At 65.4% G+C, this 12,524-nt stretch carries 11 protein-coding genes; 6 read left to right on the forward strand and 5 right to left on the reverse strand.

Features of this window, described 5'->3' with window-relative positions; translation table 11 throughout:
- Nucleotides 1-212: 212 nt before the first annotated feature.
- On the reverse strand, nt 213-1,283 hold the full coding sequence (locus ABIB95_RS05575) for a glycosyltransferase family 4 protein (RefSeq protein WP_354238165.1): 1,071 nt from the start codon (nt 1,281-1,283) through the stop codon (nt 213-215).
- A gap of 272 nt (nt 1,284-1,555) precedes the next feature.
- On the opposite strand from ABIB95_RS05575, the gene ABIB95_RS05580 reads away from it, so the two are divergent.
- Genes ABIB95_RS05580 through ABIB95_RS05595 form a run of 4 tightly spaced genes read left to right on the forward strand, consistent with a single transcriptional unit; the run spans nt 1,556 to nt 7,476 of the window.
- Entirely contained in the window at nt 1,556-3,319 is a 1,764-nt protein-coding gene (locus ABIB95_RS05580) for an ABC transporter ATP-binding protein (RefSeq protein ID WP_028150105.1), read from the forward strand.
- 59 nt (nt 3,320-3,378) lie between these two features.
- Nucleotides 3,379-5,583, forward strand: a complete 2,205-nt coding sequence (locus tag ABIB95_RS05585) for an amylo-alpha-1,6-glucosidase (protein WP_354238166.1) — start codon at nt 3,379-3,381, stop codon at nt 5,581-5,583.
- A gap of 22 nt (nt 5,584-5,605) precedes the next feature.
- Nucleotides 5,606-6,139, forward strand: a complete 534-nt coding sequence (locus ABIB95_RS05590) for a PRC-barrel domain-containing protein (RefSeq protein ID WP_354238167.1) — start codon at nt 5,606-5,608, stop codon at nt 6,137-6,139.
- Between the two features lie 23 nt (nt 6,140-6,162).
- Entirely contained in the window at nt 6,163-7,476 is a 1,314-nt protein-coding gene (locus tag ABIB95_RS05595) for an MFS transporter (RefSeq protein WP_166089383.1), read from the forward strand.
- Between the two features lie 42 nt (nt 7,477-7,518).
- Here the strand turns inward: ABIB95_RS05595 and ABIB95_RS05600 are convergent, their stop codons facing one another.
- From ABIB95_RS05600 to fixL, 4 genes are all read right to left on the reverse strand, one after another.
- The gene (locus ABIB95_RS05600) at nt 7,519-8,217 is read right to left on the reverse strand and encodes a helix-turn-helix domain-containing protein (protein WP_247307756.1); all 699 of its coding nucleotides are present in this window, start codon (nt 8,215-8,217) and stop codon (nt 7,519-7,521) included.
- A gap of 103 nt (nt 8,218-8,320) precedes the next feature.
- Nucleotides 8,321-8,743, reverse strand: a complete 423-nt coding sequence (locus ABIB95_RS05605) for a response regulator (RefSeq protein ID WP_354238168.1) — start codon at nt 8,741-8,743, stop codon at nt 8,321-8,323.
- A gap of 43 nt (nt 8,744-8,786) precedes the next feature.
- Nucleotides 8,787-9,404 carry a response regulator FixJ gene (gene fixJ / locus ABIB95_RS05610; protein WP_354238169.1) on the reverse strand — a complete coding sequence of 206 codons (618 nt, stop codon included), beginning with the start codon at nt 9,402-9,404 and terminating at the stop codon, nt 8,787-8,789.
- A 3-nt stretch (nt 9,405-9,407) separates the two neighbouring features.
- Nucleotides 9,408-10,925: a sensor protein FixL gene (fixL, locus tag ABIB95_RS05615; protein ID WP_354238170.1), complete on the reverse strand. Its 1,518-nt coding sequence runs from the start codon at nt 10,923-10,925 to the stop codon at nt 9,408-9,410.
- 207 nt (nt 10,926-11,132) lie between these two features.
- Here fixL and ABIB95_RS05620 point away from each other — a divergent pair, with 207 nt between their 5' ends.
- Both ABIB95_RS05620 and ABIB95_RS05625 read left to right on the forward strand, forming a co-directional pair.
- Nucleotides 11,133-11,966, forward strand: coding sequence for a universal stress protein (locus ABIB95_RS05620; RefSeq protein ID WP_354238171.1), 834 nt, complete (start codon nt 11,133-11,135; stop codon nt 11,964-11,966).
- 39 nt (nt 11,967-12,005) lie between these two features.
- Complete coding sequence (locus ABIB95_RS05625; RefSeq protein ID WP_354238172.1) at nt 12,006-12,431, forward strand: CBS domain-containing protein; 426 nt, start codon at nt 12,006-12,008, stop codon at nt 12,429-12,431.
- Nucleotides 12,432-12,524: the final 93 nt, after the last annotated feature.

Genomic DNA, 12,524 nt, shown 5'->3' on the forward strand with positions numbered 1-12,524 from the left:
TTGCCGCCCACCAAGTCGCTATCATCGACTTGGCGAGCGGAAAAAGTGTCGGCTATGTCCCCGAACACCCGTCGGTCATGTCCCCGGGCTGAACATCAAGCCGGGCGATCGAGTATTCCTGAGACCGCAGTGCTTGAGCCGAGAAGTCGCGGAGTACTGGATGCCCCGGTCAAGCCGGGGCATGACAGTGTGTCGTGAGGTGAAAGCGGCCCTTACTCCGCGCTGCTCACCAGCTTGATCCGCGGCGCCTGCGCTTCCGTCAGGCTGCGATAGGCCGCGAGATAATCCAGCGCCATCCGCCGCGCCGTGAAGCGCTTCTCGAACTGCTTGCGGATGGCCGCGCGATCGAGTTGCGGCAGGCGCTTGACGACGCCGGCGGCGCTGATGATGTCCTCGACCACGAAGCCGGTGAGGCCCTCGTCGATGATCTCGGGCACCGAGCCGCGGTTGAAGGCGACGACCGGTGTGCCGCAGGCCATGGCTTCGATCATCACGAGGCCAAACGGCTCCGGCCAGTCGATCGGCAGCAGGAGGCCGAGCGCGCCGCTTAGGAAGTCGGATTTCTCGTGGTCACCGATCTCGCCGATGAAGTCGACCAGCGGATTGTTCTGGATCATCGGCCTGATCAGCTCGTCGTAATAGTCCTGGTCGGCGCGATCGACCTTGGCCGCGATCTTCAGCGGGATGCCGCAATGCATCGCGATCTTGATGGCGCGGTCGACGCCCTTCTCGGGCGCGATGCGGCCGAGCACGGCGAGATATTCCTGCTTCGCCGGCTTCGGCGTCAGCAAGGTCTCCGGCAGGCCGTGGTGGATCGTCGTCACCCAGTTCGCCTGCGGCACGGGCCTGCGCTGCGCGTTCGAGATCGAGATGACAGGCATTTTCGAGAAGGTGTTGAACACGGGCTGATGCTCCGGCAGGTCGAGCCGGCCGTGCAGCGTGGTCACGAACGGGGTCGGCTGCCGGTGGAACAGGGACCAGGGATAGTAATCGAGATGGAAGTGGAGGAAGTCGAACTCCTCGTCGTCACATTTCTGCCGCACGCGCTCCAGGAGCACCATATGCAGCGCGTTGGGATCACGCACGGAACCGTCGAGGCGAAGCGCCCGCGGCCAAAGTGCGTCCAGCTTCGCCGACGTCTGCGAGTCACCGCTGGCGAACAGCGTGACATCGTGTCCAAGGGCAACCAACTCCTCCGTCAACCAGTGCACCACCCGCTCGGTGCCGCCATACAGCTTGGGTGGAACAGCCTCAGTCAACGGAGCTACCTGCGCGATGCGCATCTCGCCATCTCCTCTGTGATCATGGAAGTAAAACCCCCGCCGTGTCTCGGCACCGGCATGCCAGACGAGGGAACGTTCTCGCAATTGCGAAGTTCCTTCAACGAACGTTACTTCTTCGACACACTTCAGTCGGCCGCGATGCTGCCATCTCCTCTTCTCACATCGTCCGCATCCGCATGTCGTGATGACCCGGCCCGGGAACCGAGGCGAAGCGGTCGATGTTCAATCGGCTAATAGAAAAATCGAAATCAATACGACGGGGTCGCAGTCACATGGATCATCTTTCTGGTTACGCGCGCAGGCCATTTGCCTTTGTCTTGCGCTATCTGCGACGACGGCCGGCATCGCATCTCGTGATCCTGACCGCTGTCGTTGCAGCCGTTGCCTGTTCCGTGGGCACGCAATACGGCGTCAAATCCCTGGTCGACAGCCTGTCCGCGGGAACTTCGCACGGTGGCAGCGTATGGCTGGCATTCATTTTACTCATGTCGCTGATCGCGGCGGATAATTTCCTGTGGCGGATCGCGAGCTGGACCGCGAGCTTCACCTTCGTTCGTGTCACGGGCGATTTACGCCGTGACATATTTCGTCATCTGACGGGACACGCGCCGAGCTATTTCTCGGATCGCATGCCGGGCATGCTGACGAGCCGTATCACCGCGACCTCAAACGCGGTGTTCACGGTCGAGAACATGTTCGTCTGGAATGTGTTGCCGCCGTGCATTGCCACAATTGCGGCCATCGGTCTGATTGGAACCGTCAGTCCCTATATGGCACTCGGCCTGATCGTGGTCGCGGGCGGTATGGTGATAGCGATGTTCCATTTGGCCGCAGCCGGCAAGCCGTTGCATGACGACTTTGCCGACAAGGCCGCCGTCGTCGACGGCGAGATGATCGACGTCATCAGCAACATGCCGCTGGTCCGCGCCTTCTGCGGCATCGGCCATGAGCACGAGCGGTTCGACGCGACGGTGAACCGGGAACTGACCGCGCGCGGCCGTAGCCTGCGTTATCTGGAAAAGCTGCGGCTCACGCATGCCGGCGTGACGGTCGTCCTGACGGTTGCGCTGATGGCCTGGGCGATCACGCTCTGGCAGCAGGGCGAGGCGACCACCGGCGATGTCGTGCTGGTCTGTACGCTCGGCCTCTCCATTCTCAACGCGACGCGCGACCTCGCGGTGGCGCTGGTCGATGTCACCCAGCACGTCGCGCGCCTGACCGAGGCGATCGCGACCTTGCTCGTGCCGCATGAATTGCGCGATCATCCCGAGGCCGAGCCGCTGATGAAGAGCGGCGCCGCGATCGCGTACAACAACGTCACCTTCGGCTATCCCGGCGGCGAAAAAATCTTTGAACGGTTCAGCCTGCGGCTTCAGCCCGGCCAGCGCGTCGGCCTGGTCGGCCAGTCGGGCGGAGGGAAATCGACCCTGTTCACGTTGCTGCAGCGGTTCTACGATGTCGATGAAGGCAGCGTGACCGTCGATGGCCAGGATATTTCCAAGGTGACCCAGCTGAGCCTGCGTGAGGCCATCTCGGTCGTGCCGCAGGATATCTCGCTGTTCCACCGCTCCATCCGTGAGAACATCCGCTACGGCCGTCCGAACGCGACCGACGACGAGGTGCTGCGCGCGGCGATCGCGGCGCGCTGCGATTTCATCGACAGCCTGCCGGAAGGTCTCGACACCATGGTCGGCGACCGCGGTGTCAAGATGTCCGGCGGCCAGCGCCAGCGCATCGCGATCGCGCGGGCCTTCCTGAAGGACGCGCCGATCCTGCTGCTGGACGAAGCGACCGCCGCGCTCGACAGCGAATCCGAGGAGGCGATCCGCGAGGCGCTGTCGCGCCTGATGCGCGGCCGCACCGTGATCGCGATCGCGCACCGGCTGGCGACGCTGCGCAATTTCGATCGCGTCCTGGTGCTGAAGAATGGCAAGATCATCGAGGACGGCGCGCCCGACCGCTTGATGCAGGGCCACGGCCCCTACCGTGAGCTGGTGACGCAGGAGATGAGCCGGCTGGCGAAGTTCGCCGCGTAAGTCCAACAGTTGCGTTTGCGTTGGTCGCGTTCGAAAAACAGGCCGCAGGGGAGCAGCTCATGGCAGCCGAAGCCGTAACCCAGATCATCTCGGTAACGCAGACGGAGGAGGCCGTCGCGGAGCAGGCGTTCTACATTCCGATGACGGGGCCCGCCGCGCGGCCCCGTCGGTCGCTCAAGCACGACGACACCTTCATCGTGCTGGACAGCCATGGTGACATCGGCGCCTCCGCGGGCGGGCCGGACGGCCTGTTCAACTGCGACACGCGCTATCTGGCGCGGTTGGAGCTCGTGCTCGACGATCTCCAGCCGCTGCTGCTCGGCTCGAATCTGCGCGATGACAATTCGGCCCTGACCGTCGATCTCACCAATCCCGATATCTATCGGCAGGGCCGCATCGTGCTGCAGAAGGACCTGCTGCACATCGTGCGCACGATCTTCCTGTGGCGCGGCACGGCCTATCAGCGCATCGGCGTGCAGAACCATGGCGACCGTCGCGCCAGCCCGGAGCTGACGCTGCTGTTCGACAGCGACTTTGCCGATCTGTTCGAGGTGCGGGGCGAGCGGCGCCCGCACCGCGGGACCGGCACCAGCAAGTTGCTCGGGCCGACCGACGTGCTGTTCCACTATCGCGGGCTTGACGATGCCGTGCGTACCACCGGTCTGCATTTCGACCCGCGTCCGACGCGGCTGTCGGTGAATGCCGCGACCTGGCAGCTCGACCTGGACCCGCACCAGTCGAAATCCCTGTTCGTGGCGGTGTCCTGCAACCGGCCGATCGCGGAGAAGCCCGCGCGCTTTTTCAGGGGCCTGCTCGCCCATCGCCGCGAGATGCGCCACTCGACGATGGGCATGGCCAACATCGAGACGTCGAACAACATCTTCAACGAGGTGCTGTGCCAGGCCATGGCCGACCTCAACATGCTGATGACGGAGACGCCGCAGGGGCGTTATCCCTATGCCGGCATTCCCTGGTACTCGACGACGTTCGGCCGCGACGGCCTGATCACCGCGCTCCAGATGCTGTGGATCGATCCGCGGGTCGCGAAGGGCGTGCTGCGGCGGCTCGCGCATTTTCAGGCAGAGACGGTCGATCCGCTGAACGATGCCGCGCCCGGAAAGATTTTGCACGAGATGCGTGGCGGCGAGATGGCTGCGCTTCGCGAGGTGCCGTTCGCGCAATATTACGGCAGCGTGGATTCGACCGCCTTGTTCGTGCTGCTCGCCGGAAGCTATTTCGAGCGCACCGGCGACGAGAAGACACTGACCGAGCTGTGGCCGGCGATCGAGGCGGGGCTGGCCTGGATCGACGGCCCCGGCGACCCCGACGGGGACGGTTTCGTCGAATACCAGCGCGCCACCGAAAAGGGCCTCGCCAACCAGGGCTGGAAGGACTCGTATGACGCGATCTTCCATGCAGATGGCCAGCTTGCGGAAGGCAATCTCGCCCTTGCCGAGGTGCAGGGTTACGTCTTTGCCGCCAAACAACTCGCCGCACGTTGCGCGTTGCGGCTCGGCAAGCCGGACCTCGCCAAAAAGCTCGAGGCCGAGGCCAAGGCGCTGGCCGAGCGGTTCGAGAAGGCATTCTGGTGCGAGGAGCTCGGTACCTATGCGCTCGCGCTCGACGGCAGGAAACGGCCCTGCAAGGTGCGGACATCCAATGCGGGGCAGGTGCTGTTCAGCGGCATGATCCGCGAGGACCGCGCACGTCTCGTCGCCGCCGATCTGATGGCGCCGCACTTTTTCTCGGGCTGGGGCATCCGCACGGTCGCGCAAGGCGAGGTGCGCTACAACCCGATGTCCTATCATGACGGCTCGATCTGGCCGCACGACAATGCGCTGATCGCGCTCGGGCTCGCGCGCTACGGGCTCAAGCATTCGGTGGCGCATGTCTTCAAGGGCTTGTTCGAAGCGGCGACCTACATGGACCTGCGGCGGCTGCCCGAATTGTTCTGCGGCTTCCGGCGCGAGAAGCGGCGCGGCCCGACGCTCTATCCGGTCGCCTGCGCGCCGCAGGCCTGGGCCAGCGCGACGCCATTCACGCTGCTGGAGGCCGCGCTCGGCATCGAGTTCGACGTCGTGCGCGGCGAGATTCGCCTGCGCAATCCGCATCTGCCGGCGTTCCTGAACGAGGTGATCCTGCGCGATCTGCGATTGGGCAATTCCAGCGTGGATCTGCGCGTCAGCCGTCACGGCGACGACGTCGCGCTGGAGGTCTTGCGCACGCGCGGCCAGATCCAGGTCTCGATCGTGCTGGCGCGCTAGCGGCGCCTGCGAGGAGGGTTTTATGCGTACCGCCGGATGGTTGGTTCTGAGCGCAGCGATCGCCGCGGGATTGACGGTCGCCGCATCGCGTGCCGCGGAGGAACCGCCCGCGGGCCCAACGACGCCCCCCAGCGAAGCGAACGCGCCGGCCGCGGTGCAGCCGTCGACCTCCACCGTGCCGGTCACGCCGAAGGACGCCGCGCCGCCGCCGTCCGTGACCATCATCGGTGCGAGCGACGCCCATGGCGTGCTCGGCCGTGACGTGCGCAGCGCAGCCGACGAGGACATGGGCCGCATCGTCGACATCATCGTCGACCGCGCCGGCCGCGTGCGCGCCGCCGTGATTGATTTCGGCGGTTTCCTCGGCGTCGGTAGCCGCAAGATCGTGGTGGACTGGAACGCGATGCGGTTCGGCAAGATTGCCAACAAGAAGGACAGCATCACACTGGAATTAACCAAGGCGCAGGTCGCAGCCGCGCCGGAATACAAGGAAGACACGCCGATGGTGGTGCTCGGCGCGTCCGGCAGCCTGCAGCCGCTGCAAGCGATTCAGTGAGGCGCGGGGAGGGATGGCCGCCGGTGCTGTTGTCGAGGAAGCGGAACCACGCAGATCGCGATAGCCGCGTTGAACGGTACAAGGTTGCCGCGCCGCCGCCTGCGGGCCTTCCGGCGCCGTCGCGCCAGAGCCTGCGCGGCCTCGACTGGTTCATCTTCTTCCTCGCCGACGTGCAGACAGGGTTCGGCCCCTTCATCGCGGTCTACCTCACGACGCAGAAGTGGACGCAGGTCGAGATCGGCCTCGTGCTGTCGATCGGTGGCATCGTCGCGCTGATCGGGCAGATGCCGGGTGGCGCGATCATCGATGCCGCGAAGTCCGAGCGGCTGGTCGCAGCGCTTGCGATAGCGACCATCGGCTTCTGCGCGCTCGCCTATGCGGCGATGCCGATCTTCCCCGTGGTGGTTGCTGCGGCCACGCTGCATGCGGCGGCGAGCTGCGTGCTGGGGCCGGCGATCGCGGCGATCAGCCTCGGCCTGGTCGGTCCGCTTGCGATCGGCGAGCGGCTCGGCCGCAATGCGCGCTTTGCGTCCCTCGGCAACGGCGTCGCCGCCGCCGTGATGGGCACGGCCGGCTATCTCCTGTCGAGCCGCTCGGTGTTCCTGGTCACCTTCCTGCTCGCGATTCCGACCCTGATCGCGCTGTCGCGCATCCGCGAGGAGGAAGTGGACATCGCGCGCTGTCACGGCGAGATGCCGCGCGAGGCGCCGGTTCCAGGCGACACCAATCTCTGGCACCTGATCCGGCAACGCCCGCTCATCGTCTTCGCGCTGAGCGTGCTGCTGCTGCAATTGGCGAACGCCGCGATGATGCCGCTGATGGCGAGCGCGGTGACGGCGCGGTCGAGCCAGTGGGCAACCGTGCTCGTCGCCTTCTGCATCGTCGTGCCGCAGGCGATTGTCGCGCTGCTGTCGCCGACGGTCGGGCGCAAGGCGCAGCTCTGGGGCCGGCGACCGCTGCTGCTGATCGGATTCGCTGCGCTGACGATCCGGGGCCTTCTGTTTGCGACCGTGCGCGATCCCTATCTGCTGGTCGCGGTGCAGGTGTTCGACGGCATCACGGCGGCGGTGTTTGCGGTGATGATCCCGCTGATTGTGGCCGACGTCGCCTTCGGCAGCGGCCATTTCAATCTGGCGCAAGGCATTGTCGGGACCGCGACCGGCATCGGGGCGTCCTTGAGCACGGCGCTTGGCGGCTATGTCAGCGACAAGTTCGGCAATGCCACCGCCTTCATCGGGCTGTCCGGCGTCGCCGCGACCGGGCTTTTGCTGATCCTCTTTGTGATGCCGGAAACCCGGCGCACAGGCATGATCGCGCCGAAAAAAATGGCCGGCTGAACGAATTCAGCCGGCCAAAGCGGGTGGGGAGGAAGACAGAAATCAGGCGTCGAGATTGTGCAGGCGCTGGCGGTTGCGCAGCACGATCTGGCGGGCGCCGGAAAATCCCAAAATGCCCTGGGCGTGAAGCTGCGACAGCGCGCGCGACACGGTCTCCAGCGTCAGGCCGAGATAGTCGCCGATGTCGCGGCGGCACATCGGCAGCGCCATCATGCCGGCTACCGCAAGGCGGCGGTCCATCTCGAGCAGGAAGGTCGCGACGCGCTCCATCGCGGTCTTGCGTCCCAGCAGCAGCATGTGGTCCTCGGCGTGACGTAGTTCGCCGGCGGTCATGGCCCAGAGCTTGCGGGCGACCTGCACGTCGGTGCCGGCGGCCTTCTCCAGGCTCGCGCGCTTCACCAGGCGCACGGTCGTGTCGATGATGGCTTCAGCGGCGAGGCGGTGGCTGGGACCGGATTCAAGGCCGAACACGTCACCGGGGAGATGGAAGGAGCCGATCTGGCGGCGGCCGTCGGAGAGCAGCTTGTAGCTGCGCACCGCGCCGGTGATGACCTGGTAGACATATTCGGCCGGCTCGTCCTCGCCGTAGATCTCCTCGTCCTTGCGGTAGGAGAACTCCGTGGCGACGAGGCCGACATGGCCGGCGATCGCGCCGAACTGGTCGGAGACGGGATGGGCAGGAGCGATCTTGGCACGAACTTGGGTGTTGATCGCCTGGGTGTTGAGCGTCTCGGTCAGCATCTGCGCCATCTCCGTTGTGATGACGCTTTGGTACGCGGGTTCGGGCGCTTCGAAAATTTCGCGAGATATCTTAAGGGGGTTTACCTACGTAGAACCCCGTAGGTCAGTTGCCGCGGCCGCCCTGGATGGCGTGGCGGATGCACTTGACCAGGGTTTCGTCGAGAAGCGGCTTCAAAATGACGTCCTTGACGCCTGCGGCTGCCGCCCGGGCCGAGATATTCCCATCGGGATAGCCGGTGATCAGGATCACGGGCGTGCCCTCGTCGGACTGGCGCAACCGGCCGGCCAGCTCGATGCCGTTGATGTCGGGCATCTTGTAATCGATCACGTAGCAGTCCGCGCCGGGCGCGCCGCTGGCATTCAGCAGGGCCGTGGCATTCCTGAAGGTCCGCACGGCAAAGCCGTCGGTTTCCAGCAGGAATTGCAGGGATCCCAGCACGGCGGCATCGTCGTCGACCACGTAGACGGTGGGCTTTGCGGATGACGTCACTGGAAGCCGCTGTTGGTGCGAGCCGATCTCGATCATCCCCTTTGGCTAGCACGGCCCGGGAGAATGATTTTGACTTGCCTCAATCCTTCAGCATCCCGGCGCGCATCGCCAGCCGGACCAGCTCCGAGAGGCTGTTGGCCTGCATCTTGGTCATGACGTTGGCCCGGTAGACCTCGATGGTGCGGGGGCTGATGTCGTATTCACGGGCGATCAGCTTGTTGGAGAGGCCCGCGATCAGCCCTTCCATGACCTGGCGCTCGCGCGGGCTGAGGGAGGCGACGCGGGCGGCGATGTCCTGCGAGATCGCCTCGTTCTTCGCCGCCGGCTCGGCCTGGCGGATCGCCGTCTCGATCATGGTGGTGAGGCGATCGTCCTCGAACGGCTTCTCGAGAAAGTCGACCGCTCCTAACTTCATCGCCTCGACCGCGAGCGGCACGTCGCCATGGCCGGTCATGATCAGAATCGGGAACGGGCTTTGCTGCGCCTTCATCCGCTTCAACAGCTCGATCCCGTCGATTCCAGGCATGCGCACGTCGGAGACGACGCAGCCGAAGGCGAGGCTGGGCAGGACATCGAGGAAGGCTTGCGCATCGTCAAACAAGGTAACGCCGAAGCCGGAGGAATCCAGCAGGAAGTTCAGCGAGTCCCGCATCGCCTCGTCGTCATCGATGACGTAGACATGTCCCTTGGTCGTCATGGATCAATTCTCATCGGCTGCCGGGAGAGAGAAGCGGAATGTCGCGCCGCCTGATGGGTTGCTCTCGGCCCACATGCGTCCGCCGTGAGCCTCGATGATCGAGCGACTGATGGACAGTCCCACGCCCATGCCGGTTTCCTTGGTGGTGAAGAAGGTCTGGAACAGGTTGGGAATGACGTCGCCCTGGAAGCCCGAGCCGGTGTCGGACACCTCGACCTCGATCATGTCGTCATCGACGCGGGTGTTGGCGACGACGAGCTCGCGCTGCGGCGACTGCGCCATCGCTTCCAGCGCGTTGCGGAATAGGTTGACCAGCACCTGCTGGATCTGCACGCGGTCGGCGAGCACGAGATCGGCGTCCGGATCGAGGCTGAAGCGGAGCTGCACGTTCTGCTCGCGCGCGCCGGCAAGCCCGAGCGCGCCGGCTTCCTCGATCAGCTTAGACAGGCTCTCGACCCGCTTCTCGGACTCGCCGCGGGAGACGAAGTCGCGCAGGCGGCGGATGATCTGGCCGGCGCGCAAGGCCTGCTCCGCGGCGCGATCCATCGCACTTTCGATCTTCGGCGTGTTGGGATCGGTGCTGCCGGCCAGCAGCCGCCGCGATCCCTTCATGTAATTGCTGATTGCCGCCAGCGGCTGGTTGATCTCGTGGGCAAGCGCCGAGGCCATCTCGCCCATCGCGGTCAGCCGCGACACGTGGACGAGCTCGGACTGCAATTCCTGGAGCCGCGCCTGGGTCTGCTGGTGCTCGGTGAGGTCGCGGACGAAGCCGGTGAAATAGGGCTCGCCGCCGGACTGCATCTCGCCGATCGACAGGTGCATCGGAAAGGTCGTGCCGTCGCGGCGCTTGCCGGTCACGATGCGGCCGATGCCGATGATGTGCGGATCGTTCGTGCTGCGATAGCGCGCGATGTAGCTGTCGTGGCGGGTGCGGTCGGGCTCCGGCATCAGGATGCTGACGTTCTGGCCGATCGCCTCCTGCTCGGACCAGCCGAACAGGCGCTCGGCGGCGGTGCTGAACAGTTGCATGATGCCGCGACCGTCGATGACGATCATGGCGTCGGGAATGGTGTGAAGGATCGAGCGGAGGTGGGTCTCACGCGTGCGCAGGGCTTCCTCGACCTGCTTCTCCTCGTCGATATCGAGGAAGATGCCACTGAGATGGCGAGCGACGCCGGAATCGTCTCGGATCAAGCCGGCGCGGGCCCTGATCCATTTGCCGCGGCCGGAATTGGCGGAAATCCTGAAGGAGACGTCGAAACCGCCGCCATGCTCGGAGACCTGCTTGATCGCGTTCTCGACGCGCGCGCGGTCCCCGGGCTCGAGGCGCGACAGGAAGAGGTCGTAGCTTGCCGGCTGGCCCCGCTCGATACCGAGCAGCATCCTCGCGGTTTCCGACCACTCCAGCTCGCGCGTCGTCAGGTCGAGATCCCAGGTGCCGACGCCGAATCCCTCGATCCGGACCCGGAAATGCTCGCCACGACTGTCGTCTGGCGGATGCGTTACGCGGGTCGGCGACAATCGATAACTCCCATCTTCGCGCGGCGGGCGTGGTGCCGCGAACATGACCGCAATTTCGCCCAAGGACCGGCCCGAGGCAAGTTCGGATGTCTGATTCCATTGGCGGATTTCCCGCAAGGCCGCGTCCGGCGATTTGATCTACCTCATCCTGCCCCGTCACGGCGAGGCTAGATTTCGCGCCAGTTCATAGCTGTGCGGAGAATCCCAATGACTTACGCGACCGTGATGGTCAGCCTGGCGCTCGACCAGTCCAACGAGGCGCGCCTTCAGGTCGCGGGCGAGCTCGCCGAGCGATTCGAGGCGGCCATGATCGGGGTTGCCGCAGGGCAGTTCGCGCCGCCGCTCTATTTCACCGACGGCGCCGAGGCCCAGAGCCTTATCGATCAGGAGGAAGCCTCGATCAGGAAGCGCCTCGCCGATCTGGAGGCGCAATTCCGCGCCGCCACCAAGGCGCGCGACGGCCGCGTGGAGTGGCGCGGCGCCATGGATTTTCCGGCGCGATTCGTGCTGGCGCAGGCACGATGTGCCGACATCATCGTCAGCGGCGGCCACAGCCCGGCCTTCTCCGACGCGTTCGCGCTTGCAAGTCCCAAGGACCTGGTGATGCAGGCCGGCCGCCCGCTTCTCGTCGTTCCCGATAAGGTCAACTGGCTCGACCTGCGCAGCGTGCTGGTGGCGTGGAAGGACACGCCGGAGGCGCGGCGCGCGGTAGCGGATGCGCTGCCGATGCTGCGCAAGGCGAGGGACGTCACCATCGTCGAAATCCCGGAGCGCGACGACGACCGTTCGGCGGTGATGGCCGGCGTCACCGACGTTGCCGCCTGGCTCGCCCGTCACGGCGTCACCGCGAGCGCACGCGTCTCGGAGGCCGTGCGGAACGCAACCGCTGCCGCGCAGTTGGAGCAGGTCGCCGGCGACCTCGGGGCCGGCCTGATCGTGGCGGGCGCCTATGGTCATTCGCGCTTTCGCGAGCTGATCCTCGGCGGCGTCACCGAATATCTGGTCACCCAATCCGCCCGCAGCGTGCTGCTGTCGCACTGACGGCCGGTCGGCCCAAAAGCTAATCGAGGAGGACGCGCCGTGTACAAGTTTCTTGAGCAGACCGTGGACGGCTATATGACGCGCAACGTCAGGACAGCGCGGCGCGACCAGGACCTGCTCGCGCTCAGCGAGATGTTCGAGCGTGATGATTTCAACTCCTATCCGGTCGAGGACGACGGGCAGGTCGTCGGCATCGTCACCAAGTTCGACATCCTGAAGTGTTTCGCGTTCTCGCCGAGCCAGATGCTGCCGCACTATCGCGACCTGATGAGCCGCAGGATCGGCGACGTCATGACGCCCGAGTTCATCTATGTCAGCCCCGACACGCGGCTGACGCGCGTGCTCCAGATCATGGTCGAGCACCGCATCAGGAGCATCATCGTGCTCGACGGCGCCGAGAAGCTGGTCGGAATCATCGCCCGCGAGGACGTCATCAAGGCGCTCAAGGCGACGGCGCGGGAGTGACGAGGCACCTCTTCCCTTCTCCCCTCATGTCCGCCGAAGCCTTGGCGAAGGCGGATGTGGGAGAAGGTGGCGCGAAGCGCCGGATGAGGGGGT

It is taken from the genome of Bradyrhizobium sp. LA2.1, assembly GCF_040547725.1.
Classification (GTDB): Bacteria; Pseudomonadota; Alphaproteobacteria; order Rhizobiales; family Xanthobacteraceae; genus Bradyrhizobium; species Bradyrhizobium barranii.